Genomic DNA, 17457 nt, shown 5'->3' on the forward strand with positions numbered 1-17457 from the left:
GTATGTCACCTCGGATACCTTCACGCTGCGAAGCCGTTTTCGTCAGCTTTAACTGAGAGAACTGATATGAATCAACGCTGGCAACAGGCCGGACATCGCGTCAAGCCGGGCCTGAAAATCGCAGGGAAGCTGGTATTACTCACTGCACTGCGTTACGGCCCGGCAGGCGTGGCGGGCTGGGCGATTAAATCGGTCGCCCGCAAGCCGGTACGAATGTTGCTGGCCGTCGCGCTGGAGCCAATGCTGAAAAAGCTTGCGAACCGGTTATCCAGTAAACTGAAATAATTCGCAACGGCACAAAGTTCAATGTGCCGTTGCGCTGCTTTTATTCCTTTCTCCTTGCCCCCGTGTCATATTTCTCAGAACAATAATTCCTTCAGGCAGAACAGGATGGCGATGAAGCGACTTAAAAATGAATTTAATTCTCTGGTGAATCGTGGGGTTGACCGACATCTGCGCCTGGCGGTCACCGGACTGAGCCGCAGCGGTAAAACCGCCTTTATCACGGCAATGGTCAATCAACTCCTTAACCTGCATGCAGGGGCGCGCTTGCCGCTGTTGAGCGCGGTACGCGAAGAGCGCCTGCTCGGCGTGAAGCGCGTCCCTCAGCGCGATTTTGGCATTCCCCGTTTCACCTACGATGAAGGACTGGCCCAGCTTTACGGCACGCCGCCAACCTGGCCCACGCCCACCCGCGGGGTGAGTGAAATCCGCCTGGCGTTACGGTACCGCTCCAACGACTCCCTGCTTCGTCACTTTAAAGAGACCTCTACCCTCTATCTGGAGATTGTCGACTATCCCGGCGAATGGCTGCTCGACCTGCCGATGCTGACCCAGGACTATCTCAGCTGGTCGCGGCAGATGACCGGCCTGTTACAGGGTCCCCGCGCGGCGTGGTCCGCCCGCTGGCGTTCCCTGTGTGAGGGGCTGGATCCGCTGGCACCCGCCGATGAAAACCGGCTGGCGGCCATTTCGGAAGCGTGGACCGATTACCTGCATCAGTGTAAGAAAGAGGGTCTGCACTTTATCCAGCCGGGCCGCTTTGTGCTGCCGGGGGATATGGCGGGCGCCCCGGCCCTGCAATTTTTCCCCTGGCCGGACGTGGAGGCTTTTGGTGAGTCGAAGCTTGCCCTGGCGGACAAACATACCAACGCCGGTATGCTGCGCGAACGCTTTAACTACTACTGTGAGAAAGTGGTGAAGGGGTTCTACACTAACCACTTTTTGCGCTTCGACCGCCAGATTGTGCTGGTGGACTGCCTTCAGCCGCTCAACAGCGGGCCACAGGCGTTCAACGACATGCGCCTCGCGCTCACCCAACTGATGCAGAGCTTCCACTACGGGCAGCGCACGCTGTTCCGGCGTCTTTTCTCTCCGGTGATCGACAAACTGCTGTTTGCCGCCACCAAGGCGGATCACGTGACGGTGGATCAGCACGCCAATATGGTATCGCTCCTCCAGCAGCTGGTGCAGGATGCCTGGCAAAACGCCGCCTTTGAGGGTATCAGCATGGACTGCCTGGGGCTGGCCTCGGTGCAGGCCACCCAGAGTGGCCTGATTGACGTTAATGGCGATAAGATCCCGGCGCTGCGCGGCCACCGTCTGAGTGACGGCGCCCCGCTGACGGTCTACCCTGGCGAAGTACCCGCCCGGTTGCCGGGCCAGGCATTTTGGCAGAAGCAGGGGTTTCAGTTTGAAGCCTTCCGCCCGCAGACGATGAATGTAGACCAGCCGCTGCCGCATATTCGCCTGGACGCCGCGCTGGAGTTTTTGATTGGAGATAAATTGCGATGACCGAACCCTTAAAACCGCGAATGGATTTTACCGGCACCCTGGAAGAAGCGGATCGCGAAGCCTTCAAAGCGGCACAAACGTTTGATGACACCCAGGCCGGAAACTTCGCCCCGGTAGTGACCGACATGCTCCCTGCGGAAGAAGGACAAGCCGAAGCCGTCGTCGAAGCCGCTTTGCGCCCTAAACGTAGCCTGTGGCGCAAAATGGTCAGCGCGGGCCTGATGCTGGCGGGCGTTGCGGTGGTAGGGCAAGGCGTGCAGTGGGCAATCAATGCCTGGCAAACCCAGGACTGGGTGGCGCTGGGAGGATGCGCGGCAGGTGCGCTTATCGTTGGCGCGGGCGTCGGCTCTGTTGCCACCGAATGGCGCCGTTTATGGCGACTGCGCCAGCGCGCCCACGAGCGCGATGAAGCCCGGGATCTGCTGCACAGCCACGGCACCGGTAACGGGCGGGCATTTTGTGAAAAACTGGCGAAACAGGCCGGGCTCGATCAGTCTCATCCGGCCTTGCAGCGCTGGTACGCCGCCATTCACGAAACGCAAAACGATCGCGAAGTGGTATCGCTGTATGCCCACCTCGTGCAGCCGGTGTTGGACAGCCAGGCGCGGCGGGAGATCAGCCGCTCGGCAGCCGAATCAACGCTGATGATTGCCGTCAGCCCGCTGGCGCTGGTGGATATGGCTTTTATTGCCTGGCGCAACCTGCGCCTGATCAACCGTATTGCCACGCTGTACGGTATCGAACTGGGCTATTACAGCCGCTTGCGCCTGTTCCGCCTTGTACTACTCAATATGGCCTTTGCCGGGGCCAGCGAGCTGGTGCGCGAGGTGGGGATGGACTGGATGTCACAGGATCTGGCCGCTCGCCTTTCGGCCCGTGCGGCGCAGGGGATTGGTGCGGGATTACTCACCGCGCGGCTGGGGATCAAAGCGATGGAATTGTGCCGTCCACTGCCGTGGACAGAGGATGATAAACCCCGGCTGGGGGATTTCCGTCGGGAATTAATCGGCCAGCTGAAAGATACCCTCAATAAAAAACCGCAGTAAGCTCGCTTCCTCGCACATAATTCCGACACCCTGCTCACAGGCTGTCAATATTTGTTGACAGCCGTCTTCCCGATTGCAGATATCTGGCTTATCATTTCAGGGTTAATGGCTTATAGAGTGATTTTCCCATGCGTCTGGAAGTGTTTTGTAAGGACCGTCTCGGCCTGACTCGCGAGCTGCTCGATCTCCTTGTTTTGCGGAGTATTGACCTGCGTGGAATTGAGATTGACCCAATCGGGAAGATTTACCTGAACTTTGCTGAAATTGCTTTCGAAACATTCAGCAGCTTAATGGCTGAAATCCGCCGTATCGCTGGCGTTACGGATGTGCGCACCGTGCCGTGGATGCCCTCCGAGCGCGAGCACCTGGCCCTCAGTGCGCTGCTGGAAGCGATGCCCGAACCCTTTTTATCCCTGGATCTGAAAGGCAAAATCGATCGGGCTAATCAGGCGAGCTGCCAGCTGTTTGCCCTGGAGCCGGAGAAACTGAGCAACCACAACGCCGCCCAGCTGATCCCCGGCTTCAATTTCCAGCGCTGGCTGGAGAGCAACCCGCGCTCGACCCACAGCGAGCATGTGGTTATTAACGGACAAAATTTCCTGATGGAGCTCACCCCGGTCTATCTGCAGGGCGACAACGACGACAGAACCCTGACCGGTTCAGTGATCATGCTGCGCTCAACGGTCCGTATGGGGCGGCAACTGCAAAACCTGTCGAGCCAGGATACGGGCGCCTTCAGCCAGATTATTGCCGTCAGCCCGAAAATGCGCCACGTGGTGGAGCAGGCGCGCAAGCTGGCAAACCTTGCTGCACCGCTGCTGATCACCGGCGACACCGGTACCGGCAAAGATCTGCTGGCCCATGCGGTGCACCAGGCGGGGCCGCGGGCGAGCAAACCTTATCTTGCCCTGAACTGCGCTTCTATTCCGGAAGATGCCGTTGAAAGCGAGCTGTTTGGCCACGCGCCGGAAGGCAAAAAAGGCTTCTTTGAGCAGGCCAACGGTGGCTCGGTGCTGCTGGATGAAATTGGCGAGATGTCGCCGCGGATGCAGGCCAAACTGCTGCGTTTCCTCAATGACGGCACCTTCCGCCGGGTGGGAGAAGATCATGAGGTGCATGTGGATGTGCGCGTCATCTGCGCCACCCAGAAGAAACTGGTGGAACTGGTGCAGAAGGGGATGTTCCGGGAAGATCTCTATTATCGCCTGAACGTTCTGACCCTCAATATTCCGCCGCTGCGCGATTGCCCGCAGGACATCATGCCGTTGACCGAGCTGTTTGTGGCGCGCTTTGCCGATGAGCAGGGTATCCCAAGACCGAAGTTTTCAGCCGATCTGAATACGGTTCTTACCCGTTACGGCTGGCCGGGGAATATTCGTCAGCTGAAAAATGCGATCTATCGTGCCCTGACCCAGCTTGAAGGCTATGAGCTGCGGCCGCAGGATATCTTATTGCCGGACTACGACGCCGGTACGGTGGCGGTAGGCGAAGAGGCGATGGAAGGATCGCTGGATGACATTACCAGTCGCTTTGAACGCTCGGTGCTGACGCAGTTGTATCGTAACTATCCCAGCACCCGTAAGCTGGCGAAACGGTTGGGCGTGTCTCACACCGCCATCGCCAACAAGCTGCGCGAGTATGGTCTGAGTCAGAAGAAAGGTGACGAGTAGCGCCTGTCAGTACATAAGTGAAGCGGCAGGCATCAGGCCCGCCGCTTGAGGGGTTATGGCACTACATTGACAATCACGCGCTTGTAGCGGGTTAAGCGCGGCGTGCCATGATCGGTCACGGCCAGAATGATATGCATCGTACCTGTTCCCGGAGGCATCACCCGGGCATCGGTGACATCGAACCAGGCATTTGGCTGGTCAGCGTTTTTAATGTCTAACATGACCCCGGTGGCCGCATTTGATAATACGCGCGTTCCCGCCTCTGCATAGACAAACCATTCATAGGAGAGGGCATCACCGTCGGGATCGGTGGAGCCCATTGCGCTGAGCTCCACCCGTTGCCCTTTTTTCACCGTCAGGGTGGCAGGGTGATCGAGTTTGGGTACCGGGGGATGATTGGCCTCACTGTAGGGCTTGATGGTCCAGTCCATTCGGGCGGCAAAGTCATTTTGATAAGCCCCACGCCAACGCCAGATTGTCGCATGGTTAGTGGTGTGCCAGCGATTATCAAAGCCCAGCACTTCATCCTGCGCATTGGTCCAAATCGGTCGCGTCTCCTGAGCCATAAACCAACGCTCTTTATGCGGCGTATAGAGCTCGTAACGACCGCCCCAGCCACCCCAGTCAGGATGTTCAGGATCGGACAAACCATTATGAATCAGATTCAAAAATGATGGCGTGTCCCCCTCCATCATAAACTTCCAGCGCGGGTACTCTGCCCCTAAGGGGCCTTTGCTGCGCACATTTTTATCCAGCCATTCGTTGGTTACCAGCTGATAATCCGCCCCGGCGAAACGGCCATGGAAATAGTCACCGCCGATGCCGATCCAGGTGGCGTGGTGAAAACCGCCCCCGGCGTTTTGCCCCGGGGAGACGATGTAAAACAGTGACGGGAACATTTTGCGGATCCAGGGACCGCTGTCGTCCTGATCGGAGATGGCGTAGACGCGAAGTCTGGAAACAAACTTTTCAAGCTCTTCAGGCGTACGGGTTTGACGCACTTTCCATAGCGCCTGCGCAAGCACATTCGGACCACCCCAGACCGTCACCCATAATGGACGATCGTCCTGGCGATCTACGGCCTTAATGAGCAGTTCCGATCCTGTCGAGTCTTTGCCTTCACCCACCGCGGCCATATTGTGGACTGGCAAGCCCTGAGCCACGACCTTAAGCAGATCGTCCGCAAGCGGAAATCCGGGCTCATGTTTTTCCAGATTATCGCGGACTAATCCGTAACCTTTAATGATATCGATGATGCGCTGTGGTTCTACCTGATCTTTATTTTTGCCGGTAGAGGTGGCGACAAGACCTTCAATGTTCACCTGGTTAGCGTAGGTCATCAGGCGCACCATTGACATCTGGTCATCGGGATCGTCACGGATATCGGTTAACACGAACAGACGTTGTTTGCTCTCTTTTACATCAGGTGTTGGTGGCTTCAGCCGTTCGATACGAGAAGCAAAGTCAGCCAGGTAGGTCGCGCGCCACTGATTAATGGTTTTGATACCCTGCTGCGGGCCAAAAGGTGGCACATCCTCGCTTAAAGCGGGATCGGGATTGTCGGTCCACCAGTTTGGATAGCGGCCAGAGGGCTGCGTGGCCCGGAAAGCCGCTGGGGAGGTTGAGGTAAAGCTACCTCCAACCGGGTCTTGCAGACCGGCCCAGTTGGATTCAATGGTGTACTTCCACGTCTGGGATGCTTTTGGGACGAAACGGAAGTGCCACGTCCCGTCAGCTGCTGCAAAGCCCGGGAAACGATCGCTTTTGCTCCCGGAGGCAGGCACGACCAGATTTGCGGTGGTCCCCGCCGGCGCCTGCCCTTTGGGATGAACGATCAGCTCAACCAGGCCATAGGTTTCCACCACGTCGGAGGCGGTTGGCCTGCCGTTGAAGGTGTTCAGGGGGCGATCCCATGCCCGCACAAATCGTCCACCGCCTTTGCTTTCTTGTTGAGGATCGTCGGGATTGGGCCCAAGGATATATGCCACCGACGGCGTATCGCCCATCTTTAATTGGCCCTCTCCGTAAGAATTAAAGAAATCGCCCAGCGCGCCGTGGCCTTTTACATGCGTAGCCACAAAGGTCGCGCCGTCGAGACCGTTGGTTTGATCGCCTCCCGTGAACCAGCCCCGATAGGTGGAATTGTTTTCAATGATGTGCAGGTCCGGGTGATGGCGAACAATATAATTGTATGCGGAGGTTGACCACTTCTTGTTCGGGCCACCGATATAGTAGACGCGAATTTTTTGCTTGATGGTTGGGTCGTCGTGCAGCGCCTGCGCCAGGTCGTCAATGCCTCCCCAGATCAGGATCCACAGCGGCCGGGGATCGGGGCGTTTTGCCGCTTCAATGATCAGTTTTGAGGCATCAGTGGGCTGACTAAAGCCTTCGGGCGGCGCGGAATCCATCCCGCCTTGTCGGGTAATGGAGCGCAGGTAATCCGGGGTCGGGTAGTCACTGGACCAGCTTTTCAGATTCGGATAATCCTGTTCATATCGATCGATTGTCTTCAAAATTTCCGTCGCACGGTTTCGTACCGGCCCCCAGGGCGAGGAGAGCAGGCCTTCGAGCTCCATCGCATCTGCGTACAGCAGCAGGTGGACCAGCGACTGGTAATCGTCAAAATCGGTCCCGCCGATGTCCGTTGAGACAATCACCCGCGGTTTAGCGGCCACGCTGTTATTTTCCGGGCTGACTGCTGCGCGGACCTGGTTGAACGATTCATGCGTGACAACCAGTAAGAGCAACGTCAGCGACAGGAAAAGAGTTTTTCCGTTTATTTGCAATTTCATAGCAGAGACATTTCCTCCAGAGGTTTTTTATTTTTTTGTACTTCAGGAACGGAAAACAGCCTGGCATAACTCTGCTGCAAAATCGGTTTATGATTTTTCTAAATGGTTAAATTACTCTTTAATAACATGTGGTTAAGGGCAGTAATATCTTTACTGACATTGATCGGCTTATGATAGGGTGATGTTTTCTCTCTACATTCAGGGATCACGCTATGGCGTCGCGAAAGCATGACATGTTTCGGGTGGCACTGATGCTGAAGGCCAAAGGGCGCTATGGCAGGAGTATCATTGAAGGAATATGCGAGTACATGAAATCGACCCGCATCCACTGGGATTTCCTGCTGGAAGAGGATTTCCGCTCATCCCCGGCCAGCCTGCTCGAATGGAAAGGGGATGGCGTCATTGCGGATTTCGACGATCCTCTGTTGACATCGCTACTGACGAAGGTAGAGATGCCGGTGGTGGGGATTGGCGGCTCCTGGCAACTGAGCAGCCCAACGATCCGCTCTCTTCCTTACGTGGCGTCGGATAACGTTGAGTTGGTGAGGCAGGCGTATCAACATCTCATCGACATGGGCCTGCCACGCTTTGCCTGTTACTCCATCGAGCCGACAATTATGAACCCCTGGGCAGTGGAACGGGCAAACGCCTTTCGCCAGTTTGTAGAGGCGGACGGACATCAGGCCGAGATCTTTGAAGGCATTCCGACACACGCCCTGGTGTGGCAAAACATTCTTGAGGATCTGGCCCGATGGTTGGGTACGCTACCTAAACCTGTTAGTATCATCGCCGTGACGGATTCACGCGCCAGACAAGTGCTTCAGGCGTGTTCTATCGCGGGTTATGCCGTGCCGGAAGAGATCGCTATTATCGGCATAGATGATGATCCGTTGCTGCGCAGCCTCAGTCGCATCGCCATCAGTTCGGTTGCGCAGGGTACTCATCAGATGGGACGCACCGCCGCGGAGATGCTGCACCGGCAGCTGACGGGCACACCGCTGCGTGAAAAACATGTCATGGTCGGGCCTGAAGGGGTGAATGCCCAGGCGTCTACCCGGCATAGCGTTATAATGAATACCTATATTTTACGCGCCCGCTACTTCATCCGTCAGTTCGGCGCCCAGGGGATCAAGGCCGCCCAGGTTGCAGAGCACGTAGGCTGTTCCCGCGCGACCCTGGACATGCACTTTATGCGTACCCTCGGAAAGACGTTGCACGACGAATTACTGAGCTTCAGACTCGAGCGCTCAAAAAATTTGCTGCGGGAGACGCAGCTGAGTTATGCCGATGTGGCTATGCAGAGCGGTTTTACGTCACTTCAGTATATGTATTCTGTTTATCGTCGGGAGATGGGGTGTACGCCAGTAGAGTATCGGAAGGAACGTGACGAGGTATATGAGAACTTGTCAGATGAATGACATGAGCCGATGCTGTACAGGCTCATGTCATTTTTGCCGTTACGCCTTCAGCGATTCCAGCGCGGCAGCGTAATCTGGCTCGGTGGTGATTTCATTCACCAGGTGGCTGAACACGACGGTGTCGTTTTCGTCGATCGCCACAACGGCACGCGCCGCCAGGCCTTTCAGTGCGCCTTCAGAGATGCCCACGCCGTACTGCTCCAGAAACTCCGGGTTGCGCAGGGTAGAGAGGGTGATAACGTTGCTCAGACCTTCAGCACCGCAGAAACGGGACTGAGCGAACGGCAGGTCGGCAGAGATGCACAGCACAACGGTGTTGTCCACTTCGGTCGCCAGCTGGTTGAATTTACGCACAGACGCGGCGCACACGCCGGTATCAATGCTTGGGAAAATGTTCAGCACTTTACGCTTGCCGGCAAACTGGCTCAGCACGACGTCAGACAGATCTTTTGCCACGAGCGTAAACGCCTGCGCTTTGCTGCCTTTCTGAGGAATGGATCCTGCAACAGAAACCGGGTTGCCCTGGAAATGAACGAGTTGTGACATAGTTATCTTCCTGTTTACATATAGTTAACGTCGCCGTTAGTGTATGTCATCAGCCGATAGCACAGCAAACCCTATTTGCGCGAAGCCGCTATACAGGAGTGAGTGATGAGAACCCTCAAGGTTTACGAAGAAGCCTGGCCACTGCATACGCCATTTGTGATCTCCCGGGGGACCCGGAGCGAGGCCAGTGTGGTGGTGGTAGAAATTGAAGAAGAGGGCGTCAAAGGGGTGGGGGAGTGTACGCCTTATCCCCGGTATGGTGAAAGCATCGCCTCGGTAATGGCGCAGATCATGGCGCTGGCGCCTGAACTGGAGCGCGGCCTTACCCGGGAAGCGCTACAGCGGTTACTCCCTGCCGGTGCCGCACGTAACGCGGTGGACTGCGCGCTGTGGGATTTAGCCGCGCGTCAGCAAGGGATCTCTCTGGCAACGCTGGCGGGCACGACCCTGCCGCAAACGGTGGTCACCGCGCAAACAGTGGTGATCGGTGAGCCTGCTCAGATGGCCGCCAGCGCCAAAGCGCTCTATGACGCCGGGGCGCGCCTGTTGAAAGTGAAGCTGGACGATCGTCTGATCAGCGAGCGGATGGTCGCCATTCGCGGGGCCGTGCCGCAGGCGACGCTTATCGTCGACGCCAACGAATCCTGGCACAGCGAAGGACTGGCTGCCCGCTGCCAGCTGCTGGCGGATCTGAACGTCGCCATGCTCGAACAGCCTTTGCCCGCAGGGGAAGATGCCGCGCTGGCGAACTTTATTCATCCACTGCCCATCTGCGCCGATGAGAGTTGCCATACCCGGGAAAGTCTCACGGCCCTGCAGGGACGCTACGATATGGTGAATATTAAGCTGGATAAAACCGGCGGTATCACCGAAGCGCTGGCGCTGGCCGCCGAGGCACGTCGGCGCGGTTTTGCCCTGATGCTCGGCTGTATGCTCTGCACCTCGCGAGCGATTGGTGCCGCACTGCCGCTGGCGAATGAGGTGAAATTTGCCGATCTCGACGGCCCTACCTGGCTTGCCGTGGATGTCTCTCCGGCGCTGCACTACAGCACCGGCGTTGTTCATCTCTGAGGTTCCCAGCGCAACAGATCGGTCATCGCTTTCAGGTACTTCTCGCTGGCCTCGTCGGAGGAGATCGGCGGGAATTCAGCGGTGATGCAGTGCAGGCTTAAATCGGCACACCAGCTGCCGAATGAGCCTGGCGTCTCATAGCCGACGCTGGTGACCAGCGGCAGTGAAAAGGCATCTGCCAGCCAGCGCCCAAGAGCCGTGTGGGCGGGATCTTCAATGCAGGCCAGCGGATCGTGAAACGAGACAACCCAGGCCGGATGCAGTTTGTGGATCAGATGACACAGCGCCTGGGTTTCTGGCTCTGAACCGGGCTTGTCGCCCGTCAGCAACACCACATCGCGATCTTCGGCGGAGCTGTTCCAACGGTAGACTGTCTCGCCTTCCCGCCAGTTGGCCGCCGGGAAGTTACGGTTTAAATCCACACCACGGGCATTGGCGCGTAAACCCAACTGACAGCCGTCCGGGTTAACGGTTAATACCACATGGTGGCGGCGCAGCGGAGGGGACAGGGTACGCAGGGCGCAGGAGAGGGTCACAATCGAAGAATTTTCATCTCCGTGGGTTCCGGCAATGATCAGGCCGCTGTTGCGATCGGCCTGCGGGGCAGGGAACCAGATTAAGGGGGCGCCGAGGTATGAGCGGCCGTAATGTTCGGTCCCGGGCGGGAAAGCGCCACGTTCCGTTCTTGGGCGGGTAAGTGACATAGAGGTTCCTGAATCAGATTGTATTACTGGCAGTGTTGTGCAAAAAACACGGTTAATCAAATAGTTTCAGCCAGAAGGTAAAACCGGCAGATATCAACTTTCCGGCGGAAGTTGTTTGCATTTCACTGTTCCGAAACAAATAATTACCCATCTGCTCGTTACCCATCATTTCAAAGGGGATCTCATGAAGCATCCGGTTTCGTTGATCTGTTCTGCCTTATTGTTGTGTGGCCTCTCTTCTTACGCCTTCGCGGCGGATGTTCCCCCCGGGACAACGCTGGCATCCAAACAGGAGCTGGTGCGTCATATCAAAGATGAACCTGCCTCGCTTGATCCCGCTAAAGCGGTGGGTCTGCCTGAAATTCAGGTGATCCGCGATCTGTTCGAGGGTCTCGTGAATCAGAATGAAAAGGGCGAACTGGTGCCAGGCGTGGCGACCCGCTGGCAGAGTAATGATAACCGCGTCTGGACTTTCACCCTGCGCGAGAACGCGCAATGGTCTGACGGCACCCCCGTCACTGCCCAGGATTTTGTCTACAGCTGGCAGCGTCTGGTTGATCCCAAAACGACCTCGCCTTTCGCCTGGTTTGCGGCCCTGGCCGGGATCGTGAACGCGCAGGCGATCATCGACGGTAAGGCAACGCCGGATAAACTGGGCGTAACGGCAGTGGATAACCGAACCCTGCGCGTGCAGCTCGATAAACCCCTGCCATGGTTTGCCAATCTGACGGCGAGCTTCGCCTTCTATCCGGTACAAAAAGCGAATGTGGAGAGCAGCCCGGAGTGGACTCGTCCTGGGGCGCTGGTAGGTAACGGTGCGTATATCCTCAAAGACCGGGTGGTCAACGAGAAGCTGGTGGTTGAGCGTAACAGCCATTACTGGGATAACGACAAAACCGTTCTGCAGAAAGTGACCTTTATCCCGATCAACCAGGAGTCCTCAGCCACCAAGCGCTATCTGGCAGATGATATCGACATCACCGAATCGTTCCCGAAAAACCTCTACCAGAAGTTAATGAAAGAGATCCCGGGCCAGGTCTATACCCCGCCGCAGCTTGGCACCTACTATTATGCCTTTAATACCCAGAAAGGCCCGACTGCGGATGCGAGAGTGCGTCTGGCGCTCAGCATGACTATCGACCGGCGCATCATGGCTGAAAAAGTACTGGGTACCGGCGAAAAACCTGCCTGGCACTTCACCCCGGACGTGACCGCTGGATTTACGCCGGAGAAATCGCCTTTTGAGCAGATGAGCCAGGAAGAGATGAACGCGCAGGCCAAAACGCTGTTGCAGGCGGCTGGCTACAATGCGCAGAAACCGCTGAAGCTGACGCTGCTGTATAACACCTCAGAGAACCACCAGAAGATTGCTATCGCGGTGGCGTCAATGTGGAAAAAGAACCTGGGTGTCGATGTGAAGTTGCAGAACCAGGAGTGGAAAACCTATATCGACAGCCGTAATACCGGCAACTTTGACGTGATCCGCGCCTCTTGGGTAGGTGACTACAATGAGCCCTCGACCTTCCTCTCCCTGCTGACCTCAACGCATACTGGCAACATCTCGCGTTTCAACGATCCGGCGTATGACAAGGTGATTAACCAGGCATCCCTGGAGACCACCGAGCAGGCCCGCAATGCGGATTACAATACCGCAGAAAAAATCATTGCGGAAAAAGCCCCGATTGCGCCGATCTACCAGTACACCAACGGGCGGTTAATCAAGCCGTGGGTGAAAGGCTATCCGATTAACAACCCGGAAGATGTGGCGTATAGCCGCACGATGTATATCGTGAAGCACTGATGCGTACTGACATCCTGCTGACGGCAGGATACCATCGCTAAACCCAGAGCTGGCGCGACTTGCAGCGCCAGTTTCTCCCCCTTTACGAAGAAATGCGTGATAGCCTCGTCCAAAAGAACGGGCATTAAGCTAACGAAAGATCGGTGTGTTCTTCACCGCACTGGCGCGTACCAGGGATACTCAGACGGTCAGGGGGAAAAGTACCTTTGACGATATCGTGTTTGTGGCCACCGCGATTTTACCTGCGACTGAGCAGGATAATGAGCCTGAACCGCGCATTACCCATCTGGTTGATCTGTTTCTGAATGGCATCGGCGCTCATTGAGGCTATTTTTTATCTGTAGCGTTGGCTGTTTTTGTCACCAGGATAGCATCTGCAATCACGCTGAAAATCCGTTCTGCGCGGGGAGCGTGCGAGGGATGTCCACGCAGCCAGGCCAGCGCAGCAATCAGATCAAACAATTCCGCACCATCAAGATTAGCCCGCGCCTTACCATCGGCCTGAGCGCGGGCAAGGAGCGCTGCCCCGGCAGCGCGAAGGGCGACGCACGATGTGTGGAGCGCGGAATCGGGATCTTCGATGGCGCTCATCATCGGCTCAATAACGCCACGATGTTCATAGGTGAAGGCGATAATCTCTTGCAACCACAACGTCAGGGCTTCGGCTGAATCGGCCCTGGTCTGAAGGGCTTCGGCTCTGGTCGCCAGTGCATCAAAGCTTGAACGCAGCAGGACTTCAAGCAACGCTTCGCGGCTCGGGAAGTGGCGGTAGAGTGTACCCAGGCCGACTTCGGCTCTGCGGGCAATGTCGCGCAATGACGCATCGGCGCCTTGCTCAATAAAGACGTCGCGCGCGACGGCAATCAGGTGGTCGTAGTTTTTTCTCGCATCGGCTCGCATGGTGTCTCCTTGACAAGCGGAACAGTGCTCCATATATTCGGAGCAGTGCTCCGTTAAATATACCGCATTTACGTCCGAGGAGAAAGCCATGTCGATTAAAGTGATGAAGGCAGTGCAGCAGTACGCGTTCGGTGGGCCGGAGGTACTTCGCTATGAAGAGGTTCCTGTGCCAGATCTTCAGCCCAACGAAGTGCTTGTCCGCGTGTATGCGGTCGGCCTCAATCCTCCTGACTGGTATCTTCGTGATGGCTACCGAATGTTGCCGCCGAAATGGCAACCCAAAGTCACTTTCCCCGTGATCCTGGGAACGGATATTTCGGGGGTGATCGTTGCGGTGGGCGACAACATCACGGCGTTCTCTGTCGGGGATGAAGTCTATTCGATGGTGCGCTTCCCCGACGGGGCGGCTGGCGGTAGCCGGGCCTATGCCGAATATGTCAGCGTAGCGGCAACGGAGGTAGCGCGTAAACCTCGTTGTCTTGACCATATCCACGCCGCTGCCGCACCCATGTCGCTGCTGACCGCATGGCAATTTATGATTGAACAAGGGCATGATGTGCCAAATCCGCTACAGGCAACCCCGCATAAGCCGGTGCCGCTGGCGGGACAAACCGTTCTGGTTAACGGCGCGGCAGGCGGTGTCGGCCATTTCGCCTTACAGCTGGCGAAATGGCAGGGCGCGCATGTTATCGCGGTGGCCTCCGGTGAACATGAAATGTTTCTGCTTAACCTGGGCGCTGATGAATTTATTGATTACACGAAACAGGCTGCCGAAGATGTAGTACGCAATGCAGATCTCGTCATCGATGCGGTTGGCGGCCCTTCAGCAAGCCGCTTCTTGCGCGCTCTCAGGCGCGGTGGCGCGCTGTTTCCGATTTATCCTCTGGGATTTTCAGGCGCTGACGAGGCCCGGCAGTTGGGCGTTATCGTCTCGGCTACCCAGGTGCGATCCAACGGCGCACAGCTCGCCCAGCTTGCCGAATTGATGGATAAGGGGGTGATTCAGGTAGCTGTCGACAGTACGTTCCCGCTTGCGCACGCGCAACAAGCGCATGAGCGGGCGGCTCGAGGACATATTCAGGGGAAAATCGTGCTTTCGGTCATGGACCCGGACTGATGTGACGGGAGTGATACGGCCAGAGTCAGTGTAATTAATCACCACGCCTGTTCGCTTTGGGTCCTGAACACCGAAAGAAGGCCTTAACGCCGAAGGGCGTATGGTACGGCAAAATTGCCCGAAGATTACCGGATGGGCGGTGTATGCTCTGTATGTGGCGTTTCGTGCGATGAATATTGCCCACCTTGTAAATGGCGCTGATTGAGGCGCCATTTTTTTCGCTCTCACGCGTAATTATCATTAATTCATGGCTTGAGTTAATTTATATAAATCATTTAAAATAAATATAATATGCATATTTGTTATGTATTCGCTTCTGTTTATTTACGTGAGATTCCTCCTTTTAATATTTGCAGGTCAGATATCAGTACTTGCTAATCGAATTGAGGACAAGAGTATGTGTAAAGTCTCGCTTTGGATTAATAGTTAGTTGATCCAGTGTAATTCTTTGTTCTACTATCTGTCCGTTAATAAACGTGGTTTTACTCGACAACTATTCCTTAAGGAAAAGGGACCGCTATGGCTGATTCGTTTCAGAATGAAGTGCCTAAGGCACGAATAAATTTAAAATTGGCTTTACACACAGGAGGCGCACAGAAGAAAGTTGAATTACCCCTTAAAATTCTTACTGTTGGCGATTTCAGTAACGGTAAGGAGACCCGCATGTTATCGGAGCGGGAAAAAATAAACATCAATAAAAACAACTTCGATAGCGTACTTGCAGAGTTTAACCCCGAGATTAATCTGGCCGTACAGAATACGCTTTCTGGCGACGGTGAAGAAAACATCCGCCTGCAGTTTTCCTCCATGAAGGATTTCGAACCAGAACAGGTTGCCCGTCAAATTCCTCAACTCCGCGCGATGCTGGCCATGCGTAATTTATTACGCGACCTCAAATCTAACCTGCTGGATAACGCCACTTTCAGAAAAGAGCTCGAGAAAATTCTTAAGGATCCGGCGCTAACTCAGGAGTTACGTGACGAAATGAGTGCGCTTGCCCCGAAATAATGTGTGGAAGTCTCTTTTAATGGATTAACCGGGAATATGCTGATGTCTTTAAATACTGAAAATGGCTCTGCTCAGGGGCAAACTACTGTACTGGAAAAAGAGGGTGTTTACGCCTCTCTGTTTGAAAAAATCAATCTGACCCCAGCCTCCAGCCTGGGCGATATTAATGCGTTTCTGGATGACGCCGCGCTGGCTGATGCGTCAGCAGGTGAACGTCTGACTGCGGCGATGCAGGTGTTTATGGAGTGCATCCGCCGTTCCGGACAACAGGTGGAAAAGCTCGACAAAACGTTGATTGACCACCATATCGCAGAACTTGATTTTCAGATCAGCCGCCAGCTCGATGCGGTGATGCACCATACCGAATTCCAGAAAGTGGAATCCCTGTGGCGTGGCCTGAAGCAGCTGGTGGATAACACAGACTATCGCCAGAATGTGAAAACCGAAATTCTGGATGTTTCAAAAGACGCTCTGCGCCAGGACTTTGAAGACGCACCGGAGCTCATTCAGAGCGGGCTTTACTGGCACACCTATACAGCTGAATACGACACCCCGGGCGGTGAACCGATTGGCTCGGTGATATCGGCTTATGAGTTTGACGCCAGCCCGCAGGACGTGGCGCTACTACGCAACATCTCCAAAGTATCTGCCGCAGCGCATATGCCGTTTATCGGCTCCGTCGGTCCGAAGTTCTTCCTGAAAGAGTCGATGGAAGAGGTGGCTGCGATCAAAGATATCGGCAACTACTTCGACCGCGCCGAGTACATCAAGTGGAAATCGTTCCGCGACACCGACGACGCCCGCTATATCGGCCTGGTAATGCCGCGGGTGCTGGGGCGTCTGCCGTATGGTCCGGACACCGTGCCGGTGCGCAGCTTCAACTACGTTGAGCAGGTGAAAGGCCCGGATCACGAAAAATACCTGTGGACCAGCGCGTCATTCTCCTTCGCCTCCAACATGGTGAAGAGCTTTATCAACAACGGCTGGTGCGTGCAGATCCGTGGTCCACAGGCGGGCGGGGCGGTGAAAGATCTGCCGATCCACCTGTACGATCTCGGCACCGGCAACCAGGTGAAGATCCCGTCTGAGGTGATGATCCCGGAGACCCGCGAATTTGAGTTTGCGAATCTCGGTTTCATCCCGTTGTCGTACTACAAAAACCGCGACTACGCCTGCTTCTTCTCGGCGAACTCAGCCCAGAAACCGGCCCTGTACGATACTGCCGATGCGACGGCCAACAGCCGTATCAACGCGCGCCTGCCGTACATCTTCCTGTTGTCACGCATTGCCCACTATCTGAAGCTGATTCAGCGCGAAAACATCGGGACCACTAAAGACCGCCGTCTGCTGGAGCTTGAGCTCAACACCTGGGTGAAAGGTCTGGTCACTGAAATGACCGATCCGGGCGATGAACTGCAGGCTTCTCACCCGCTGCGCGACGCAAAAGTGGTGGTGGAAGACATTGAGGACAACCCGGGCTTCTTCCGCGTGCGACTGTACGCCGTGCCACACTTCCAGGTAGAAGGTATGGACGTGAATCTGTCGCTGGTGAGCCAGATGCCGAAAGCGAAAGCATAAGGCGGGAGCAGG

The 17457-nt window shown here is 55.8% G+C and carries 15 protein-coding genes; 11 read left to right on the top strand and 4 right to left on the bottom strand.

Going from position 1 to position 17457, the window contains the following annotated elements:
* Nucleotides 1-66 precede the first annotated feature (66 nt).
* The 4 genes from pspD to tyrR all read left to right on the top strand — a co-directional run bounded on the left by pspD (nt 67) and on the right by tyrR (nt 4510).
* The gene (gene pspD, locus WFM46_RS14545) at nt 67-285 is read left to right on the top strand and encodes a phage shock protein PspD (RefSeq protein ID WP_103179863.1); all 219 of its coding nucleotides are present in this window, start codon (nt 67-69) and stop codon (nt 283-285) included.
* A gap of 111 nt (nt 286-396) precedes the next feature.
* Entirely contained in the window at nt 397-1794 is a 1398-nt protein-coding gene (locus WFM46_RS14550; RefSeq protein WP_336997894.1) for a YcjX family protein, read from the top strand.
* Nucleotides 1791-2840 carry a YcjF family protein gene (locus tag WFM46_RS14555; protein ID WP_103179862.1) on the top strand — a complete coding sequence of 350 codons (1050 nt, stop codon included), beginning with the start codon at nt 1791-1793 and terminating at the stop codon, nt 2838-2840. Before WFM46_RS14550 ends, WFM46_RS14555 begins: the two co-directional genes overlap by 4 nt.
* 128 nt (nt 2841-2968) lie before the next feature.
* The gene (gene tyrR, locus WFM46_RS14560) at nt 2969-4510 is read left to right on the top strand and encodes a transcriptional regulator TyrR (RefSeq protein ID WP_336997895.1); all 1542 of its coding nucleotides are present in this window, start codon (nt 2969-2971) and stop codon (nt 4508-4510) included.
* Between the two features lie 53 nt (nt 4511-4563).
* Here tyrR and WFM46_RS14565 read toward each other — a convergent pair whose 3' ends face one another.
* A complete protein-coding gene (locus WFM46_RS14565; RefSeq protein WP_336997896.1) occupies nt 4564-7302 on the bottom strand; it encodes a nucleoside hydrolase-like domain-containing protein in 2739 nt (912 codons plus the stop codon).
* Nucleotides 7303-7514: 212 nt separating this feature from the next.
* Between WFM46_RS14565 and WFM46_RS14570 the strand changes: the two genes are divergently transcribed.
* Complete coding sequence (locus WFM46_RS14570) at nt 7515-8720, top strand: XylR family transcriptional regulator (protein WP_336997897.1); 1206 nt, start codon at nt 7515-7517, stop codon at nt 8718-8720.
* Between the two features lie 39 nt (nt 8721-8759).
* On the opposite strand, the gene tpx is transcribed toward WFM46_RS14570, so the two are convergent.
* Nucleotides 8760-9266 carry a thiol peroxidase gene (gene tpx / locus WFM46_RS14575; protein ID WP_336997898.1) on the bottom strand — a complete coding sequence of 169 codons (507 nt, stop codon included), beginning with the start codon at nt 9264-9266 and terminating at the stop codon, nt 8760-8762.
* Nucleotides 9267-9371: 105 nt separating this feature from the next.
* On the opposite strand from tpx, the gene ycjG reads away from it, so the two are divergent.
* A complete protein-coding gene (ycjG, locus tag WFM46_RS14580) occupies nt 9372-10337 on the top strand; it encodes an L-Ala-D/L-Glu epimerase (RefSeq protein ID WP_103179859.1) in 966 nt (321 codons plus the stop codon).
* On the opposite strand, the gene mpaA is transcribed toward ycjG, so the two are convergent.
* Entirely contained in the window at nt 10328-11041 is a 714-nt protein-coding gene (gene mpaA, locus WFM46_RS14585; RefSeq protein ID WP_103179858.1) for a murein tripeptide amidase MpaA, read from the bottom strand. The two genes, ycjG and mpaA, sit on opposite strands and share 10 nt — an antisense overlap.
* 184 nt (nt 11042-11225) lie before the next feature.
* Here mpaA and WFM46_RS14590 point away from each other — a divergent pair, with 184 nt between their 5' ends.
* On the top strand, nt 11226-12842 hold the full coding sequence (locus tag WFM46_RS14590; protein ID WP_159339430.1) for a peptide ABC transporter substrate-binding protein: 1617 nt from the start codon (nt 11226-11228) through the stop codon (nt 12840-12842).
* Nucleotides 12843-12987: 145 nt separating this feature from the next.
* Nucleotides 12988-13167: a hypothetical protein gene (locus WFM46_RS14595; RefSeq protein WP_336997899.1), complete on the top strand. Its 180-nt coding sequence runs from the start codon at nt 12988-12990 to the stop codon at nt 13165-13167.
* Between the two features lie 2 nt (nt 13168-13169).
* On the opposite strand, the gene WFM46_RS14600 is transcribed toward WFM46_RS14595, so the two are convergent.
* Entirely contained in the window at nt 13170-13742 is a 573-nt protein-coding gene (locus tag WFM46_RS14600) for a TetR/AcrR family transcriptional regulator (RefSeq protein ID WP_103179855.1), read from the bottom strand.
* An 88-nt stretch (nt 13743-13830) separates the two neighbouring features.
* On the opposite strand from WFM46_RS14600, the gene WFM46_RS14605 reads away from it, so the two are divergent.
* The 3 genes from WFM46_RS14605 (at nt 13831) to tssC (ending at nt 17445) form a co-directional block, all read left to right on the top strand.
* A complete protein-coding gene (locus WFM46_RS14605) occupies nt 13831-14859 on the top strand; it encodes an NADP-dependent oxidoreductase (protein WP_336997900.1) in 1029 nt (342 codons plus the stop codon).
* Nucleotides 14860-15378: 519 nt separating this feature from the next.
* Complete coding sequence (tssB, locus tag WFM46_RS14610) at nt 15379-15867, top strand: type VI secretion system contractile sheath small subunit (protein WP_103179853.1); 489 nt, start codon at nt 15379-15381, stop codon at nt 15865-15867.
* Between the two features lie 42 nt (nt 15868-15909).
* Complete coding sequence (gene tssC / locus WFM46_RS14615; RefSeq protein ID WP_336997901.1) at nt 15910-17445, top strand: type VI secretion system contractile sheath large subunit; 1536 nt, start codon at nt 15910-15912, stop codon at nt 17443-17445.
* Nucleotides 17446-17457 lie beyond the last annotated feature (12 nt).

This window comes from Leclercia sp. M50 (assembly GCF_037150775.1).
Lineage (GTDB): Bacteria > Pseudomonadota > Gammaproteobacteria > Enterobacterales > Enterobacteriaceae > Enterobacter.